This window comes from Halobacillus trueperi (assembly GCF_003386945.1).
GTDB classification, from domain to species: Bacteria; Bacillota; Bacilli; order Bacillales; family Halobacillaceae; genus Halobacillus; species Halobacillus aidingensis.
Genome location: NZ_QUAE01000015.1, coordinates 17472 through 36187, shown reverse-complemented (window position 1 = coordinate 36187; position 18716 = coordinate 17472). Strand labels below are relative to the sequence as shown.

The window sequence follows — 18716 nt, the reverse complement described above, 5'->3', positions numbered from 1 at the left end:
GAACATAGAACTTAATCTATAAGGTCGGACAGGGATTCATTTTAATAAATAACACACCAATCTGGAGGGTGGAGAAAGATAAACATGAAACAAACTCAAAAAACAATTGATATTACACGTAAAAGTGATTTCAACATGCCCGTTAAATGGAGAAGGAAATTACAGATAGAAGACGGGATGAGAGTCGTGTTTAAAGTCGAGAATAATGATATCGTGATAAAGCCCGCTTCCAATAAAACCCTTGATGTGATGAGCACGGTGGGTAGAAAAGGGCTGATCTACCTTCCGAAAGAAATCCGTACCTACTTTGAGCAGAAAGGATTGAAAAGTTTCCATATTGACATAGAAGAAGTAGAGAAGACGATGATCCTGACACCTCTGAAAGAATAGAGCAGGGCGCATGCGGTTTTAATACATTGTGATAACAAAAAGAGCGAACCATTTTGCCGTGGTTCGCTTTTTTTTTGTGTAGTGGGTCCATCCTCTTCGGAAAGAATGGTCGAATGAATAAAAAAATTCTCCAGTTCGATAAGGCTCGTGTCTTGTTTTTCATCTTGTCCATCATTGTCCATGGGTCCTATGATCATCATTCTGTCTGAATCCCCACCTACATCCTTAAATTTGAAGTCCTCAAATCGAATGAGGCCTTTGACTTATTTTCAGGAAAAGCCATCGTCCAAACGTATATTTTTCATGTTCAAATAGTAGATTGTAATAAATAGTAACAATTACGATTTATCGAATGGAGGAGGATGTTAGTCGTGCCCATACCGACTTATATGATTAGTGGCTTCTTAGGTAGTGGAAAAACCACCGTTTTATTAAAAATGATAGAAGAATGCGAGAGGAAGAACCGACGGGTAGGCGTGATTTTAAATGAACTGGGAGAAGTGAATATAGAAAAACCTCTCTTTCAGAAACAAAATGTGAAAGAACTATTAAATGGCTGCATATGCTGTACTATCAAAGAGGATTTAGAGACAACGTTGGATGAATTTATACAAGAGACGCAAAAGAATAAACTGGATCTTTTAATCATCGAAGGAACAGGCGTTTCCAACCCTCTCGAAGTAAAGAAAGTATTAGAAAATCCTATTTATTCGTCTCATTTCCGTTTGTATTCGATGATTAGTTTGATAGACTCCAGTACCTTTTTAGAGTATCAGAGTGTGTTTTCAAGCACTGCGGACATAAGGAAACTGCTGGAAGAACAGATTACCAGCGCCGATCTCATTCTATTAAATAAACAGGACCTGACCAAAGGGAAGACTCTAAATAAAACCATCAGGAAAATCAAAGGTCTCGCAGGGGAGTCCGTCCCGATCTTTCAGACATCCTATGGGCGTGTCCCACCTCTGGAGTTATGGAAGAGACGAATCGACCCTTCTATCCATTCTTCAGCGGAAATGAGAGAAGAGGATGCTCATTCCCATCACCACTCCGGGCTGCGTGCCGTGAAAATCGAGCCCTTACCAAAGATGAAGAAACGAGATTTTGAGAGTTGGTTGAGCCACTTACCTAAAACAATCTTAAGAGGAAAAGGAGTCGTGAATCTTGAAGGTCATGAAGGCCTTTATTCCTTTCAATTTTCCTCCAACATGCTCGAGTTTGAAAGGATTAAACATCCGGCAGGCATACACCCGGCTATCATTTTGATTGGTGATCAGCTCCAGCGAACAGAACTAATGCACAGCTTCAATCGGTTCGGAAAGGTATGATATTGGTGAAGCAGCTAAGACGATAGAGCTGCAGAGTGGATGCTTGAAGACAAAGGCAGAACGAGAAAAAGTATGGGATAGGAGGAAGCTATGACTTTCAGGCTTTACAACACAGTATTGGATGTGACAGCCGTTTTAGCTTTTGTTATTGTTGCTTACTTTGTTACGTATAGTCAAACGCTTGGAAAGAGTGCTTCTATGATCCTGCCCGGTTCTTTCAACCAGCTGAACACAATCTTTCTCAGTCTCATCATTGAGGCCATTCCTTTTGTACTTATTGGTGTTCTCATTGCCGGATGCATTCAAATGTTTATTACAGAAGAACACGTGAAGCGATGGATCCCCCATAATAAATACCGGGCGATCCTGATGGGCTGCCTGGTGGGATCTGTTTTTCCCGCCTGTGAATGCGGAATCGTGCCCATCGTCCGGCGATTAGTAGCAAAAGGAGTACCTTTGCACGCGAGTATTGGATTTCTTCTGACAGGACCATTGATCAACCCGATTGTCATTTTATCGACGTACATGGCCTTTGGAAATGATATGAAAATGGCAGGTTTACGGATGGGAGTGGGTTTTGTTGCGGCGCTTCTGATCGCCCTCTTGATCAGCACTTTATTCAAGTCCAACCAGCTCAAACATTCGGTTTCCGGGTTGCATGGCTCTGAAACGCTCCCGCAATCAGAGGTATCGTTCATGAAGAAGCTTAAGGGTATGTGTATTCATTCCATTGACGAATTCTTTGATATGGGAAAGTACTTGATCATTGGTGCTTTCGTTGCTGCCTTTGTTCAAACTTATGTACAAGCCCAATCCCTCTTTTTGTTCGGAGAAGGATTGATGGGGGCGACGGTTGTCATGATGGGGCTGGCATTCTTTTTGTCCTTATGTTCAGAGGCAGATGCTTTTATCGGAGCTTCTTTTAGTAGTTTATTTCCTTCCGGCGCAGTTTTAGCCTTTTTAATCTATGGACCTATGATTGATTTGAAAAATACGATCATGCTGTTGAGTGTGTTCAAATCCAGGTTTGTGTTCACATTATTCCTAGCCATCACGGTCATTGTTTTCGTATGTACGATCACTATATCTATGGTGGGCAGGTGAGTAGGCGGTGCGCTTTCACTTTTATCAATTTTTGAAACTGATCCTCTTAGCCGCCTTTGCTTTTTTCCTTATCCAATTGCATCATACCGGGGATATTGTGAAATTAATCAACCCCAAATATGTCCTGATGAGTCAGGTGGCCGCAGGAGTGATCGTTCTCCTGTTTTTCGTCCAGCTGGGTAGAGTATGGCAGGGAAATGCCGACGAACATGCCTCCTGCGCTCCCGGGTGCACCGAGGACCACGATCACAAGCAGTCGTATGTAAAGAGGTGTGTGAGTTACCTGGTTCTCCTTTTTCCTTTATGTACAGGGTTTGGACTGGACCTCACCTCTCTGGATGCAACGATTGCCAAAAATAAAGGTTCCCTTCTCCCACAAGGAGAAAATGCTTATCAAGAAGAACCATCATCGAATCCACCGACTCTCGATGAGAACAAGCCGATCCCCAACAATAATTATTTGACGGATGAAGAATATGAACAAAAAATGGGTCGTCTAAACGATGATGTGGTGGAGATGAACGAGGATATTTTTGCTTCGTATTATCATGAAATAGAAGAAAACCCTCATAAATATAAAGGGAAAACGATCCAAATGAAAGGTTTTGTGTATAAAGAAGAAGGATTAGATTTCAATCAGCTCGTGGTGGCAAGGTTTCTGATCACCCATTGTGTTGCCGATGCAAGGGTCATTGGATGGTTGAGTGAATCGGACCAGGCCGTCCAATTTATTGAAAATACATGGGTGGAAGTACATGGGGTGATTGATGTAGGAGAGTATAATGGTGTCGAACTTCCAATCATCCAGATAAAAGAAATCAATCCTATCCCTGAGCCGGCCAATCCTTACATTTTCCCTATTTTGACGAAAGTTCTTTAAAGTCAGCCAGCTTTCATAAGGGACAAACCTTTTCAAAAAAATAAAAAAACTTTCAAATTCATAGACACCAAACACACACTTCCTTCGATTATAGAATTGAGGAAGTGTTTTTCTATGCACAAATCCTCCATCTTCCCATAAGAATAGGAGAATCCAAATGAACTATATCAAAGCGATCAACGCCTTCTACGATCACCAGGAATTCAATCCTCTAACTTCTGCCGCCATCAACCTTTGGCACAGCCTCATGCATGTGAATAATAAATCCCGTTGGAAAGAAGAATTTACGGCTTCGATGACCGTGCTTTGTCTGAAATCCAACTTGAGTGAAAGCAGCATTCGGAAAGCACGCAAGGAACTCGTGGAGAAAGGGTATGTGACTTTCACTTCGAGATCTGGCAACCAGGCTCCCATCTATCGGATTCTCCCTTTATATGAAGAAATGGACAATGAGAACGACAGTGTGGACGAGAACAGTGGTGGCAAGTCGAACGGCAACGGTAGCGGCAACTCGAACACATTAATTAAACAAAACGAAACGAAAGAAAAAGAAGAAGTAGTAGAAAAGCCAGACGACAATCCCCACCATTTTTACGAAAAAAACATCGGGACGCTGTCACCGTTCATCGCAGAAAAAATCAGCCAGTGGTGTGATGAGATGTCGGATAAGCTCGTCATACAATCGATGAAGCTTTCGGTTGAGAGCAACAAGCCTTTCTTCAGCTATTGTGAAGGCATTCTGAAACAGTGGCAACAAGCGGGCGTCCGCACTTTGAGAGGAGCGGAACGAGCGCAGAAGGCTCACAAGAAAAAGAGGACCACTTCGAAGCAAGAGAAAAACAAAACGGTGTTCGATAAGTTGAGAGAGGAGGTGCAGGCATGAAAAGAGAAGAAGCCATCGAGGTGCTTGAGACAATCAGTGAATTGTATCCGCAGAAATTCGATATCACCGAGCGTGTCGCGAATATGCTGATTCCGAAGCTTTTGGAAATGGATTATAGAGGGGTTATGGCCAAGCTTTCCGATTTCGCCGTCCGGAGTCCTTTCCCGCCGACCATTGGAGAAATCGCTGTCTATGAACCTGAGGTAAACCGCCACTTAGAGCAGATGAAAGTGTGGGAAGCGGAAGCGGCTGAAGTATCTGATGAGACCCGGCAGCGGTTCATGGAAAAGTTCCGAACGCTGGCAGAGGTGAAGTCCCATGAGTCATAATCTACAGACAGAACAGGCTTTGTTAGGTATTTTTCTCGTAGACAGTGAGAAAATCAAGCAAACGACGCTCGCCCCTGAGCATTTCTCCCGACACGACCATCGACGCATTTTCCTTGCGATGCAGCAGGTAGACAACAACGGAACACCGGTGGATATGGTGACGGTAACCACGAGTCTCGGAGAAGAGATTGCTCAGGTGGGCGGAGTGAGCTACCTGTTAGGACTGGCCGAATCCGTTCCGACCACTGAAAACTTTCACTTCTATGAAAAACTCCTCGTTGAATCCTACACGAACCAGCAAATGAGACAGTCGGCGATGGAGTACATCGAGAATCCGAGTGCTGATGCGCTGCTTGGCTTGAAGCAGCAGCTTCATCTGCTGGATCAGGACCCGGAAGCGGATGAGCAGACGGTGAAAGAGCAGCTCAATGACATCGCCATGGAGATGATCTCCTCACCTGTACAGACAGGTTTACCCACAGGATTCGATGACTATGACAAAATGACAGGAGGAGCACAGCGTGGCGATTTGATCATTGTTGCTGCCCGACCTTCGATGGGGAAGACCGCCTTCGCCTTGAATATCGCCATGAACCATTGCAAGAACGGAGGAGCCGTCGACCTGTTCAGTCTGGAAATGGGATCCAAGCAACTGCTGCAGCGGATGATTTCTTCAGAAGCACGCATCGACGGGCAGAAGTGGCGCAGTATGTGTTTCTCCGCCGAAGACTACAAACGTTCCTTCCATGCCATAGGTGAGATCGCCGAGTGGAATCTGTCCATTCACGAGCGTCAACAAACCGTCCAGGACATCACGACAAAAATCAGAGCCTCCGTAGCTGGTGAGCCCAATCAAGATCACCTCATCATCATCGATTACTTGCAGCTGATGAATGTCAAAGGCCGCTATGAACGCCGCGACCTCGAAGTCGGCGCCATCACTCGCGAACTGAAACTCCTCGCCCGAGAACTCAACATTCCGATCATCCTTCTATCCCAGCTTTCCCGAAGCGTTGAACAGCGTCAAGACAAACGCCCGATGATGTCCGACTTGAGAGAATCCGGTAACATTGAACAGGATGCTGACGTCATCAGCTTTTTGTATCGAGATGATTACTATTCGCAAGAAGGTAGTGATGTGGTGGAGGTGATTTTGAGAAAGCAGAGAAATGGTCCGGTGGGGACGGTGATGTTGGGGTTTGAAAAAGAGTTCGGGCGGTTTGCGTGATTTGGATTCGCTGAGTCATAAAATGAAACGTCTAGTAATCTTCAGATGACCGGTTGTACTTCGAGAAGAATACATCCTCCGTTCAATCCTTCACGGTTCTATACATATCAAGAAAACTCCATTTATTCCGGCTGCTTCCTGTATTATACTGGAAGGAGATTCGAAATAGGGGAGGCCGTATCATGGAATTGAACAACAACACACGACTACTCAAACTGAGGGATATCCTTTTCGAAGAGACGGATGAGCATCATGAACTCAGCATCCAGGAAATCTGTGAAAAACTGAAGCTCTACTTCGGCCCGGAAGCTAAATTCGATGCTCGTACACTCAAGCGTGATATGGACGTGCTCGAAGATGCGGGAATCGAAATTATCCGCAATACCGGACGTTTCGGTAAAGTGTATTACAGCTATCAGGACCGCGTCTTCGAGACCTATCAGCTGCGGCTCATCAATGACGCCATCCTATCCGCGAAGTTCATCACAGAAAAAGAGAAGAAGGATCTGATCGAGCGGAACAAACAGCTCACAAGTAGACATATCGCAAAGACACTCCCGGATCCGCTCCTGTACTCCCAGTCTGCGAATGACGATTATGAACTCGTCAAATTGAGCATAGACAATGTCCACAGGGCAATCTCAGAACAGAAGGTGCTACGTTACCAGTACGGAAAATACAATATGGACAAGGAATTCGAATACCACCGGAACGGCGATACATATCATGTCGAGCCCTATGCCCTCATCTGGCAGAACGATTTCTATTATCTGATCGGAAGGTTCCGCGGAAACGGGGAAATGCGCCACTACCGTTTGGATCGGATGCGGAACATCGAAATATCGGAAGAACGTTTCAAACGGAAGCAGGATTTCTTAGTTAAAGAATACGTCGACCAAAGCTTCCACATGTTCGCTGGGGAAGAGACATGGATTAAAATCGAATTCGATGCAAGCTTACTGAACGTCGTCCTCGACCGTTTCGGAAAAGACGCCTCAATAAAGGCAATCAGTGACGACCGGTTCATCCTTTCGACGAAGGCGAAAATGAGCATCGGACTCATTGGCTGGATTCTCACTTGGGGACACAAAGCGAAAGTCGCCTCACCAGAATCCCTCGTCGCTCAAGTGAAAGAAGAAGTGCAAAAGATGTCCAAGCAGTATGAATAGAGAACGTGTGTTGGGAGTGCAAATTTTTGATCACCCCATCCGTTATCCTTGAGTTAACACAAATCAAGGAGGAACAAACACATGGCGAAACAAAAGAAAAGCTTCATCAAAAAATGGTGGTTCTGGGGAGTCGTGATCCTCGTAGTCTTCGCAGCAGCACAAGGCGGAGGAGAAGAACAGGACCAGGCAGAAGCAGAACCGGAAGAAACTCCAGTCGAGGAAGTGGAAGCGGCCAGCACAGAAGCCGAAGAGACCTCAACGGAAGAAAACGAAGCATCAGCTGAAGAGGAAACCGAAGAACCTATCGTGGAAGAGACGGAAGAAGAAGTACCGGCAGAAAATGACACCGTAAAAGTCTCTACAGGCATGCACGAAGTCGGAACGGATATCGAACCAGGCCTCTATAAATCAGAAGGATCCGTCTACTACTGGGAACGCCTCGCCGGATTCAGCGGTGAATTCGACGACATCATCGCAAACGGCAACCCACAAGGCCAAGAATACGTCGAAGTGAAAGAATCCGACACCGCCTTCAGCACCCAGGGCACCGGCAGCTGGACGTTGATTGATGACAGCTATGCACCGGAAACACAAACGAGCTTCGGTGATGGCACGTACCTGGTTGGAAAAGACATCGAACCCGGGACATACAAGAGTGAGAGTGGGGGAGGCTACTGGGCTCGTCTGAGTGGGTTCAGTGGAGAGCTTGATACCATCATCGCGAATGATAATCCTGGCGGTTCTTCGATTGTAGAGATTCAAGAATCTGATCGTGGTTTCCAAACGTGGGGAAATGGTGAGTGGACGAAGGTGGAATAAAGGGGAGGAGGCTTTAGTGGCCTCCTTTTTCCATTGGTGGAATTGTAATATATTTGATATATTGGAGAGTAGAGAAAATAAAAGGGGTTAAAACATATGAGCAAATTGACATTACCACAATTAGAATCCCACTTATGGGAATCCGCAAACATTCTAAGAGGAAGCATCGACTCCTCTGATTATAAAAACTATATCTTTGGACTACTTTTCCTCAAACGATTGAATGATGTGTTCGTGGAAACAGCTGTAACGATTGAAAAAGAAGAAGAGGACGATTACGGCTGGTATGACCGTGATGAACACCAATTTTTCGTCCCTGAACGAGCGCGTTGGGCTCATGTCCAGGAACAAACACAAGACATTGGTAATACGATCAACAAAGCGTTTGAAGCGTTAGAAGAAGAAAACAAAGCGTTGGAAGGTGTTCTGGCCAGTATCGATTTCAATGATAAAGAAAAGCTACCGGACAAACTTCTTCTTCAACTCATCCAACATTTCTCTTCCTTGAACTTAGGGAATCAAAACCTTTCAGAGCCTGACATGCTAGGTCGGGCTTACGAATACTTGATTAAGCAATTCGCCGATGATGCAGGTAAAAAAGGCGGCGAATTTTATACACCAAGCAAAGTCGTTGAACTGATTGTTAAACTAATCAAGCCAGAAGAAGGCATGCGTGTGTGTGATCCGACCGTTGGATCTGGCGGAATGCTCGTTCAATCTGTTGACTATATTAAAGCCAATGGTGGAAATCCACGCAACCTTTCCTTGCACGGGCAGGAACGCAATTTGAACACATGGGCGATCTGTAAAATGAACTTACTACTTCACGGGTTGAGTGATCACCGTATCGAGCGTGGAGATACGATTCGGGAACCAAAACTGACGGAAGGTGGCGAACCTCTTCGTTATGATCGTGTCATCGCTAATCCACCATTTTCCCTTAAAAATTGGGGGCGCGAAGAAGCAGAAAGTGATGAATTCGGACGCTTCCGTTTTGGTCTCCCTCCAAAGAACGCGGGTGACTATGCTTTTGTACAGCATATGGTTTCTACGTTGAATCATGAGGGAAAAGCAGGAGTCGTTATGCCACACGGAGTTCTTTTCCGTGGTGGAGCGGAAGGCAAAATTCGTCAAGGTTTATTAGAAGAGGACCTAGTAGAAGCGGTTATAGGGTTGCCTACAAACCTTTTTTATGGAACAGGTATCCCTGCAGCTATCCTTATCCTGAATCGAAATAAAGATGAAGATAAAAAAGGGAAAGTGTTCATACTGGATGGGTCAAAGGATTATCAAGAAGGAAAGAACCAAAACTTTTTGCGTGAAGAAGATATTACTAAAATAGTAGAAACCTATGACCAATGGAAAGACCAAATGAAGTATTGTCGTCTGGTATCCCTTGTAGAGATTGAAAAGAACGACTTCAATTTGAACATCGCACGATATATTGACAGCACAGAAGAAGAAGAAGAGGTAGATGTTCAAGCTTCATTAAAAGAATTGAGGAATATAGAAGAACAACGAGATAAGATTGAGGAGAAAATGTATAGTTATATCAAGGAGATTGGATACAATGTTTAGGTGGGATACTAAAAAATTAAATGAAGTTACTGATATTGTAATGGGCCAATCTCCTGCATCCTCTGATTGTAATGAAGATGGAGTTGGACTTCCTTTTTACCAAGGAAATGCGGATTTTGGCTATATAAACCCTACCCCAACACGTTTTTGTGATAAGCCTAAAAAAGTGGCGGAAAAAGGAAATATTTTGATAAGTGTAAGAGCACCAGTAGGAGACCTCAATATACTGCAAGAAACTGCGGCTATTGGCCGAGGTGTAAGTGGAATAAGTGTAAAATCAATTAATCGTGATTTTCTATTTTATTATTTACAGTACATGAAGCCAAAATGGGCTAGATTACAACAAGGAAGCACATTTACAGCTATTAATAAGGGTGATTTGGCCAATTTAGATGTACCTTATCCCAAACATTTTGAACAACAAAAAATCGCGGCCATCCTTTCCTCTGTCGATGAAGCGATCGAGAAGACCGAACAAATCATCTCCCAGACCGGGAGAGTGAAACAAGGGTTGATGCAACAGCTGTTAACCAAAGGCATTGGACATACAAATTTCAAGGAAACGACTGTAGGAGAGATACCTGAAAGTTGGGATGTAGTAGAGTTACAAAACATCGCAAAAGTAACTGGTGGAAAGAGACTTCCAAAAGGGGTCTCTCTTGTGGATTATGATACTGGCCATCCGTATATAAGGGTGGCTGATTTAGGAGAAGAAGGGATAAATATGGAAAGTATTCAATTCGTTCCATATGAAGTTGCTACTAAAATAACTCGTTACAGAATCTACAAAGGTGAATTGTATATCTCTGTAGCAGGTACCTTAGGAAAAGTTGGAGAAGTTCCTCCAGAATTGGATGGTGCCAATCTTACAGAAAATGCAGATCGCTTAAGTGAAATTTCTTGTGACAAAGATTACTTGAAATATGTGTTAAAAAGCTCCATTGTGCAACGGTATATTAACCGAGAGCAAACTCTTAATGCTCAGCCTAAGCTAGCATTAACCCGAATTAAGAAGTTTATAATTCCTCTGCCACCGAAAGATGAACAAATGAAGATAGCAGAAATAATAAGTTCTTTTGAATTGAAACTTATAAATGAAACTGAAAAATCAAACAAATTGAAGAACCTAAAAAAGGGTCTAATGCAACAACTCCTTACTGGAAAAGTACGCGTACCTGGAAAAGCTGCAAGGGTGATCACATCGTGAACATTACTCAGGACTGGAACGAGAAAAAACTAGTAGAGGATCGTGCCATAGGTCAGTTGAAGTCTTTCGGGTATACACATAAAACAGGATCCAGCCTGGACCAGGAGAGAGACACTCAGTCTGAAGTTGTTTTGAAGAAACGATTGACACAAGCTATTCAAAAGCTGAATCCCTGGATCAATGAAAACAATCTGAATAAAGTCGTCCGTAACATAACGCACCTAGACTATACAAACCTCATGGAAGCAAATCAATACTTCCATGAGGTTTTGATTAACCAACTATCTGTTCAGCAGGACCTGGGAAAAGGTCGTAAAAGTCAAACGGTTCAGCTCATCGACTTTGAAAATCTGGAAAGCAACGAATTTCTCGTTGTCGATCAGTTTTCGATTACGAACGCTAAAGGAACGATTCGTCCTGACCTCTTGATCTTTGTGAACGGTCTGCCACTCGTGGTCATTGAATGTAAAAGTCCGACACTCCCCCCCGATGAACAGATCGGACAAGGAGTGAAGCAGCTCATTCGCTATCAGAAGGATAGTGAAAATCTCTTTTATTACAACCAGTTCGTCATTTCCACAAGTAATGATCGTGCTAGAGTGGGGACAATTGGCGCGAAGGTGCAGCATTATAGTTCATGGAAAGATCCCTATCCACGTACAGTCTCGGAAATTGGGCCGAGCCCTTCGGCACAGGATATCCTTCTTACAGGTGTGCTAGTAAAAGAGCGCTTAATGGATCTTATCCAAAACTTTATCGTCTATGAGCCTGAAGAGGGGAGAGTCATTAAGAAACTTGCTCGGTACCAGCAACATCGTGCGGTCAATCGTGCGGTTAACCGTATCCTTCATGAAAACACTCCCCAAGATCGCGGAGGTGTCGTCTGGGCGACCCAGGGTTCTGGGAAATCATTATCGATGGTTTTCCTTGCGACGAAGTTGCGGCGAATCGCCGAATTGAAAAACCCGACTATTGTGATCGTCACTGACCGTCAAGATCTGGACCAGCAAATTACGAACACGTTCCGCCGCTGTGAGTTTCCGAACCCGCAACAGGCAGGTTCTGTTTCTGAACTGAGAGACTATTTAAAACAGGGGCCTGGATCGACGATTATGACGCTCGTGCAAAAGTTTCAGGAAGCAGAAGGGGAAGACAGCTTTCCGGAAATGACAAAGTCGGAAAATGTTATCGTAATGGTCGATGAAAGCCACCGCAGTCAGTACAGTTCTTTAGCATTGAACATGCGAATGGCTTTACCAAATGCTACGTATATCGGTTTTACCGGCACACCTATTGATAAAAAAGATAAAAGCACAAGGAGGACGTTTGGTAACTACATTGATAAATACACCATCGAACAGGCGGTGGAAGATGGCGCAACGGTACCGATTTTCTATGAATCCCGTCTTGTTGACCTACATGTTCAAGGGGAAAGTGTTGATCAATTGTTCGACCGATTTTTCCGAGATTACTCAGAGGAAGATCGGGAGCGAATTAAGAAGAAGTTTGCGACAGAAGAAGCGATTACGGCTTCACCGAAAAGGGTTCGGCAAATTGTACTTGATATCATTCAACACTTTGAAGATCATATCAAACCGAATGGCTTCAAAGCGCAAATTGTTGCAATATCAAGGGAAGCAGCCGTCTTATATAAAAACATGCTTGATGAACTGAGTGATTATGAATCGAAAGTAATCATATCAGCTGGTCATAATGATAAAGAAGAAATGCAAAAACACCACCTCTCCAGACAAGATGAGAAAGACGTCATTCAGCGCTTCAAAAAGCCGATGGAAGAAGACTCACTCAGTTTTCTTATCGTTTGTGATAAATTGCTGACAGGCTTTGATGCTCCAATAGAGCAGGTGATGTACTTGGACAAACCGTTAAAAGAGCATAACCTGTTACAAGCCATCGCCCGTACTAACCGGACGTATGATAAGAAGACATATGGCCTGATTGTCGACTACTTTGGGGTGTCTCGCTTTCTGGAAGAAGCACTTGGCATTTTCCATGAAGAGGATATTAAAGGGGCTATGAGTGATGTAGATGCCGAAATTCCGCGTTTGCAAACACGCCACCGCAAAGCGATGCGTTTCTTTGATTATAAAAATCAAGATGATCTCGATGGTTGTTTAGCTGTTCTCGAACCGGAAGATATCCGTAATGAGTTCGATACGGCGTTCAAGCATTTTTCTGAAAGCATGGATATGATTATGCCGAGCCCAAAAGCAAAGCCTTACTTGGACGATTTGAAATGGTTAGGGAAGATCCGTGTCTTGGCAAAGTCCCGTTACCATGAGGAAGATGGGGCGGATATTTCTGATTGTGGTGAAAAAGTCCGTCAGCTTATTGAAGAGCATGTCTATGCTTCGACACCACACATTCTGTTTGAGCCGATTGATATTTTATCGAACCGCTTCGAGGATAAAATAGATGAAATCAAAACACCAGAATCTAAAGCAGCAGAAATGGAACACGCCATCAAACACGAAATACGTATGAAACTGGATGAAAATCCTGTGCTCTATACCTCTCTTAAAGAGCGATTGGAAGACTTGATCGAACGTCGCAAAGAGAGACAGATGACGATTGAAGAATTGCTGGAAGAGTATCGGGAAATGATCCATGAGATGAGGAACAATGCAGAAGAAAGTAAGGATCATGGATTTGAACCGGAACAATACCCTTTCTTCCAATTGCTTGATAGAGAACTGGATGCTCATGAAGAAGAAAATCTCAAAGTATTGACGCATATGATTACAGAAGTGATTCAAAACCACGCGGTCATCGACTGGACAGAAAAGGAAGACGTCCAGCGACAAATGAGGAGAAATATCAAAAAGCAATTAAGGGCAAGCAACTGTCCAGGAGATCGAGTGGAAAACGTTGCCCACCAAATCATGAAGCTTGCAGAAGTCCATTATAAACAAATCGCATACTAATACCAAAAGGCAAGGTCCCAGATCCGGGTACCTTGCCTTTTTATGAACCTATCGTATGAAGTTCCATTCCATGAACTCGCAACCACTTTTTGTTTTTTTCATAATCAAAGAGGACTGACTGCACGACATTCCAAAACTTTTCGTTGTGCTCGGGAATAATCAAATGAGCAAGTTCATGGACGATTACGTAGTCGATGACGGAAACAGGAGCCATGACAATTCGCCAGTTCAAATAAATATCCCCGTTAGGTGTACATGTTCCCCAACGTTTATGTTGCGTACGTAATTGTAAAGAGTTCGGGGACACACCGAGAATTTCTTCATAAATCTCCGCGCGTTCTTTCACTTTTACTATGCCATGATCGCGATACCATTGAATGAGCTTTGCTTCGAGAACCTTTTCTACATGTTCGTATTCCCAATCGCGTGGAACAATGGCAATAAACTTCCCCTGATGAAACTTCAATGCTGGTGTAGGAACAGCCTCTTTATGAACTTTCAACCGATAGTGACGACCTAGATAGGGAAACTTCTCCCCACTCACATATTCCTTCTTAAAAGAAGGGGTGTGGACTTGTTCCATATCCCGCAATTTACTCTTAATCCACGAGGCTCTTTGCTTGATGCCTTTTTCTATCGTTTCCATACTGGCCTCTTCTGGAGCTGCTACTTGCACGCCATTCACTAGATCTACAGTGATTTTCAAGTCTTTTCGTTTCATGTGAAGTAATTCATAGTCTATGGTGGTGGTGCCGTATTGGACTTGTGGCATCTAGATCACATACCTTTATGTTGTTTTCTTTAGATAGGATAACACGTAACGACCGAAAAAAGAATATGAACCAGAACGTTTGTTGGGGAGGTGTTCTTTTTACTTAAATTTAGATCATCTCCTCAAGCAATTTTAGAGAGATACGAATTGCAGAGTCTTCCCATTGTTTTATATGAAGTGAAGAATAATTGGGAATATATTACATGTGACTCTCCGTACGTGGTGCTCTTTTTCATACCATTAGAAGATCTAAGTATGGAAAAAGATTATGATTTACAAGTACGAAAAGCAGTAGGAGAAAAAGTTAAGCAATTACGTGAAGAAAGAAAATTATCACAGGAAGAATTCGCATTTTTAGTTGGTATTGATCGGACATATGTCAGTTTCATCGAGCGAGGGGAAAGATCCCCAAGACTACCTATGCTTTATAGAATTGCACATGTCCTTGAAGTCCAACCTAGTTCACTGCTAGTAGAAATCGATGAAACACCAGACTCATCTATAAATAGTTAGGAGGGAACATACATATTTTATAAAGAGTACTTATACCTTGAGGTTAAGCGTACACCGTTATTTATTGAGATTTATCAAGCGGATCAATGTATTGCTATGACCAAATTTTATGACCGTCACTATAAAGTAGAGGCTACCAACAAGAATGAAGCGGTTCAAGGTATACTAACATCAATAAAGGATTGTGATTTAAACGAATATTAGGATAGAGACCTGTGCTGGAGAAGTCAAACAAATCTTCTTTCGTCATAGGTCTTTTTTTTTATCAAACGATTAAGCGAAATTAGAGAAGTGAGCAAGCAAAAAAGCAGGCCCATTCTATATTTCTTCAGGTATGTATTTACGAAAGAAGGATTTAATTTTCGAACGTTTGTTGGGTGTGCACATTTTTGTATTCCCTCTTCGCTATACTTAAAATATAAAAATTACCAAAAGAAATGTAAATGATCCCCTAAATCAAGCAGGTTTTCTATGGTAAAATAAATAAAGAATTTGTAACATCTTTGTAATACTGTGTAAAAAAGGGGTATATAAAATGAATTCTATGTTTTCATTTATGAAAGATGTGGCCTCAGAATTTTTAGAAATTGGAGAAAAAGTTGAAGCTTTATTATATGAACAAGTGAAGTGCTCTCGTTCAGGCCCGCTTACATGGCGAACACCTTATATAAATAAAAAATTAACGGAAGTGCCTTTTTAATATAGCTGTTCATTAACCTTAAGGTGGAGTGATTAGATGCCAGTTTATAATAAATTAGTACGTGATCTTATACCAAAAATTATTGAAGATCAAGGCAAGTCTCTTAAAACACAAATTCTTTCTGATGAAGCCTATCGTAAGGAGCTTAGAACAAAGTTAAAGGAAGAGATGAACGAATATTTAGAAGCAGACAATGATAAAGATGCGGTTGAAGAATTGGCCGATGTGTTAGAGTTAATGAATGCTTTAGCCAAACAACACGGTTCTTCCATAACAGAAGTGGAAGAAGTTCGAAAGCAAAAAGCTGAGAAACGAGGAGCTTTTGAAGAGAAGGTGTTCCTAGTACATGTCGAAGAATGATCTTCAAGATACAAAGTTAATTACAAACCAGCTGGTGGATGAAGTCCTTGATTACATCCACCAGTCCAATACGATCTACATTTTAAGTGCTTTCATTATGAAATCTGGAGTTCAAATGCTGTATCCGGCTTTAAAGGAAGCAGCCTCGCGAGGAGCCGATATAAAAATTCTCACAGGAGATTATTTGTACGTGACTCAACCGGAGGCTCTGGAGTTATTATCAGAACTACCTGGAGAGACTGTAGAAATAAGACTTTGGCAAAGCCGTGGACGTTCATTTCACCCAAAAGCTTTTATGTTCAACACTGAGGAAGATGGAGCGTTAATTGTGGGATCATCTAATTTATCCAATTCTGCGTTGACAAACGGAGTGGAATGGAACCTTTACATGCAAAGTTTCCTCTCTGAGGATACATATGAAGACGCTCGGAATCACTTCATTAAACTATTTAGTGATGATACGACAATGAAAGTTAACAAGGAAACGATAAAAAAATACGAAGAGAAGCATACAGAGTTTCATAATAATCATCCCGAGCTTGTTCATCATTGGACCAAGCAAGAAGAGGTAGAGATGACTATTGGAAGGGATGAGCCTGGCACAATCAACGAAACAGATGAAGAATACCAGGTTTCCAATGAGAAACTGGAACCTAGGTTTGCTCAGCCAGCGGCACTGGAGGCACTGTTGACCACACGTGAGGAAGGTTATGATAAAGCGATGGTTGTTATGGCTACGGGTCTCGGTAAAACATACCTCGCCGCATTTCTAGCTGAGCATTTTGAACGGGTCCTTTTCGTAGCTCACCGTGAAGAAATACTCTATCAAGCAAAGGCATCGTTCGAACATGTGCAGCCTGACAAAACAGGGGGCATTTATAACGGAAAAGTAAAAGATATGGATCATCCTATGATCTTTGCATCTATCTTCACACTAAGTATCAATGATCACTTGAAAAAATTTGATCCATCGCATTTTGATTTGATAGTGATTGATGAATTCCATCATGCTTCAAATAAATCGTATCAAAATATACTGCGCTATTTTGTACCACAGTTTCTAATGGGGATTACCGCCACTCCTGAGCGGACGGATGGGCAAGACATATTTGCTTTGTGTGACGGAAACGTTGCCTATGAAATGAACTTTATTCAGGCTATTCAAAAAGACTGGCTTTCTCCTTTCCATTACTATGGAGTCTATGACGACATTGACTATTCAAAAATCACCTGGTTAGGAAACCGGTACGATGAAGAAGAGCTCATTCAAGCTCAATTACAAGAGTCTACAGCAAAGAACATTATACAAAATTGGGAAAAGCATAAGCAGACACGCACGTTATGTTTTTGTTCAAATATTAAGCAAGCGGAATTTCTCTCTAATTATTTTCAAAGAAATGGTTACCAGACTATTGCTCTACATTCAAAGACGATGAATATAAGTCGCAAAGGTGCCATTGAAAAGCTTGAAAATGGGGAGATTGATGCGATTTTCACTGTGGATTTATTTAATGAAGGAACAGATATTCCTTCTGTAGATACGATTTTGTTTGTGCGCCCGACAGAGTCTCTGGTTGTTTTCACCCAACAGATTGGGCGGGGCTTGCGAAAACATCATCAAAAATCGCACTGTACCATCATTGATATGATCGGGAATTATCGAAATGCTGATGTGAAATTGAAGCTTTTTGATACGAGGGATAAGGAAGAAACGAAAAAAGGTAACCAATTAAAACCTATTGTACCAGCTGGTTGCCAAGTTGAGATCGATACAAGAGCTGTAAAGCTGCTTGAAGAACTTTTAAGAAAGCGCAGTCCAAGGAAAGAACGAGTGAAGATATCTTATGACAAAGTGAAGGAAGAGTTAGGCAGAAGGCCGACATATGAAGAAATGCACTTAAGAGGTTCAGTGAACAGTAAAGAATTCAAACAAATATGGAAAAGTTATGGGGGCTTTTTGTCAGCTTTCGATGAGCTTTCTTATGAAGAAGAGAACGTTTATTCATTATATAGTGATTGGATTGAAGAAGTCGAACGTACATCGATGACAAAAAGCTACAAAATGGTCGTTCTCCAATACATGTTAAGTCGAGGAGAATTAAAGTGGACAGAACCCATAACTCCAGAGGAAGTCGCGCCTTATTTTCATGAATTCTTTATGGAATATAAATACCGTAGGGACACAGACTTTAGTAGCAAAAATACTAAAGCCCTTTGGAAATATGACAAGCAAAAAGTAGCGAAGCTCATAGCAGATATGCCTCTTACGAAATGGTCAGGGTCCAGTAGAGGCTTAGTTCAATTCGATAATGGGATTTTCTCTTTATCCTTTCATGTTTCAACTGAACATAAAGCCTTATTATATAAAATGACAGAAGAAATTTGTAACTATCGATTACACAGTTACTTTGAGAAAAAACAAGAAATATTGTACTAGAAAAAATGGGGATGTCCTTTTGGCCTTTTCCTCCCAACCATACTATGCAACTTAACCTCAAATTCATGGGAGGT

Annotated in this window: 17 protein-coding genes; 16 read left to right on the top strand and 1 reads right to left on the bottom strand. The window is 42.4% G+C overall.

Going from position 1 to position 18716, the window contains the following annotated elements:
* Positions 1–84 precede the first annotated feature (84 nt).
* The 12 genes from DYE48_RS15440 (at position 85) to DYE48_RS15385 (ending at position 13860) form a co-directional block, all read left to right on the top strand.
* Positions 85–390, top strand: coding sequence for an AbrB/MazE/SpoVT family DNA-binding domain-containing protein (locus DYE48_RS15440; RefSeq protein ID WP_115824408.1), 306 nt, complete (start codon positions 85–87; stop codon positions 388–390).
* Positions 391–761: 371 nt separating this feature from the next.
* Positions 762–1718: a CobW family GTP-binding protein gene (locus DYE48_RS15435; protein ID WP_167449523.1), complete on the top strand. Its 957-nt coding sequence runs from the start codon at positions 762–764 to the stop codon at positions 1716–1718.
* 90 nt (positions 1719–1808) lie between these two features.
* Positions 1809–2822, top strand: a complete 1014-nt coding sequence (locus tag DYE48_RS15430; protein ID WP_115824406.1) for a permease — start codon at positions 1809–1811, stop codon at positions 2820–2822.
* Between the two features lie 7 nt (positions 2823–2829).
* Positions 2830–3702, top strand: coding sequence for a TIGR03943 family putative permease subunit (locus DYE48_RS15425; protein WP_115824405.1), 873 nt, complete (start codon positions 2830–2832; stop codon positions 3700–3702).
* A 157-nt stretch (positions 3703–3859) separates the two neighbouring features.
* Positions 3860–4585: a DnaD domain protein gene (locus tag DYE48_RS15420; protein ID WP_115824404.1), complete on the top strand. Its 726-nt coding sequence runs from the start codon at positions 3860–3862 to the stop codon at positions 4583–4585.
* Positions 4582–4914 (top strand): hypothetical protein, encoded by a 333-nt coding sequence (locus tag DYE48_RS15415; protein ID WP_115824403.1) that lies wholly within the window; start codon positions 4582–4584, stop codon positions 4912–4914. Before DYE48_RS15420 ends, DYE48_RS15415 begins: the two co-directional genes overlap by 4 nt.
* Entirely contained in the window at positions 4904–6142 is a 1239-nt protein-coding gene (gene dnaB / locus DYE48_RS15410; protein ID WP_115824402.1) for a replicative DNA helicase, read from the top strand. Before DYE48_RS15415 ends, dnaB begins: the two co-directional genes overlap by 11 nt.
* A 182-nt stretch (positions 6143–6324) precedes the next feature.
* Positions 6325–7311: a helix-turn-helix transcriptional regulator gene (locus DYE48_RS15405; RefSeq protein WP_115824401.1), complete on the top strand. Its 987-nt coding sequence runs from the start codon at positions 6325–6327 to the stop codon at positions 7309–7311.
* 81 nt (positions 7312–7392) lie between these two features.
* The gene (locus tag DYE48_RS15400; protein ID WP_115824400.1) at positions 7393–8130 is read left to right on the top strand and encodes an Rv1352/Rv1906c domain-containing protein; all 738 of its coding nucleotides are present in this window, start codon (positions 7393–7395) and stop codon (positions 8128–8130) included.
* 96 nt (positions 8131–8226) lie between these two features.
* Complete coding sequence (locus DYE48_RS15395; protein ID WP_115824399.1) at positions 8227–9708, top strand: type I restriction-modification system subunit M; 1482 nt, start codon at positions 8227–8229, stop codon at positions 9706–9708.
* A complete protein-coding gene (locus DYE48_RS15390) occupies positions 9701–10915 on the top strand; it encodes a restriction endonuclease subunit S (RefSeq protein ID WP_115824398.1) in 1215 nt (404 codons plus the stop codon). Before DYE48_RS15395 ends, DYE48_RS15390 begins: the two co-directional genes overlap by 8 nt.
* On the top strand, positions 10912–13860 hold the full coding sequence (locus DYE48_RS15385) for a type I restriction endonuclease subunit R (RefSeq protein ID WP_115824397.1): 2949 nt from the start codon (positions 10912–10914) through the stop codon (positions 13858–13860). Before DYE48_RS15390 ends, DYE48_RS15385 begins: the two co-directional genes overlap by 4 nt.
* Positions 13861–13900: 40 nt before the next feature.
* Here DYE48_RS15385 and DYE48_RS15380 read toward each other — a convergent pair whose 3' ends face one another.
* A complete protein-coding gene (locus DYE48_RS15380; RefSeq protein ID WP_115824396.1) occupies positions 13901–14632 on the bottom strand; it encodes a M48 family metallopeptidase in 732 nt (243 codons plus the stop codon).
* 255 nt (positions 14633–14887) lie between these two features.
* On the opposite strand from DYE48_RS15380, the gene DYE48_RS15375 reads away from it, so the two are divergent.
* The 4 genes from DYE48_RS15375 to DYE48_RS15365 all read left to right on the top strand — a co-directional run bounded on the left by DYE48_RS15375 (position 14888) and on the right by DYE48_RS15365 (position 18642).
* The gene (locus DYE48_RS15375; RefSeq protein ID WP_115824395.1) at positions 14888–15145 is read left to right on the top strand and encodes a helix-turn-helix domain-containing protein; all 258 of its coding nucleotides are present in this window, start codon (positions 14888–14890) and stop codon (positions 15143–15145) included.
* A 535-nt stretch (positions 15146–15680) separates the two neighbouring features.
* Positions 15681–15845, top strand: a complete 165-nt coding sequence (locus DYE48_RS21210) for a hypothetical protein (RefSeq protein WP_167449522.1) — start codon at positions 15681–15683, stop codon at positions 15843–15845.
* Positions 15846–15881: 36 nt separating this feature from the next.
* Entirely contained in the window at positions 15882–16205 is a 324-nt protein-coding gene (locus DYE48_RS15370) for a nucleoside triphosphate pyrophosphohydrolase (RefSeq protein WP_115824394.1), read from the top strand.
* Entirely contained in the window at positions 16192–18642 is a 2451-nt protein-coding gene (locus tag DYE48_RS15365; RefSeq protein ID WP_115824393.1) for a DEAD/DEAH box helicase family protein, read from the top strand. The genes DYE48_RS15370 and DYE48_RS15365 overlap by 14 nt, the downstream gene beginning before the upstream one ends.
* Positions 18643–18716 lie beyond the last annotated feature (74 nt).

Coding starts and splice junctions, on each gene's coding strand:
- DYE48_RS15415 (WP_115824403.1), top strand. CDS start 4,582: ATGAAAAGAGAAGAAGCCATCGAGGTGCTTGAGACAATCAGTGAATTG.
- DYE48_RS15365 (WP_115824393.1), top strand. CDS start 16,192: ATGTCGAAGAATGATCTTCAAGATACAAAGTTAATTACAAACCAGCTG.
- DYE48_RS15400 (WP_115824400.1), top strand. CDS start 7,393: ATGGCGAAACAAAAGAAAAGCTTCATCAAAAAATGGTGGTTCTGGGGA.
- DYE48_RS15370 (WP_115824394.1), top strand. CDS start 15,882: ATGCCAGTTTATAATAAATTAGTACGTGATCTTATACCAAAAATTATT.
- DYE48_RS15375 (WP_115824395.1), top strand. CDS start 14,888: ATGGAAAAAGATTATGATTTACAAGTACGAAAAGCAGTAGGAGAAAAA.
- DYE48_RS15390 (WP_115824398.1), top strand. CDS start 9,701: ATGTTTAGGTGGGATACTAAAAAATTAAATGAAGTTACTGATATTGTA.
- DYE48_RS15440 (WP_115824408.1), top strand. CDS start 85: ATGAAACAAACTCAAAAAACAATTGATATTACACGTAAAAGTGATTTC.
- dnaB (WP_115824402.1), top strand. CDS start 4,904: ATGAGTCATAATCTACAGACAGAACAGGCTTTGTTAGGTATTTTTCTC.
- DYE48_RS15395 (WP_115824399.1), top strand. CDS start 8,227: ATGAGCAAATTGACATTACCACAATTAGAATCCCACTTATGGGAATCC.
- DYE48_RS15380 (WP_115824396.1), bottom strand. CDS start 14,632: ATGCCACAAGTCCAATACGGCACCACCACCATAGACTATGAATTACTT.
- DYE48_RS15420 (WP_115824404.1), top strand. CDS start 3,860: ATGAACTATATCAAAGCGATCAACGCCTTCTACGATCACCAGGAATTC.
- DYE48_RS15405 (WP_115824401.1), top strand. CDS start 6,325: ATGGAATTGAACAACAACACACGACTACTCAAACTGAGGGATATCCTT.
- DYE48_RS21210 (WP_167449522.1), top strand. CDS start 15,681: ATGAATTCTATGTTTTCATTTATGAAAGATGTGGCCTCAGAATTTTTA.
- DYE48_RS15430 (WP_115824406.1), top strand. CDS start 1,809: ATGACTTTCAGGCTTTACAACACAGTATTGGATGTGACAGCCGTTTTA.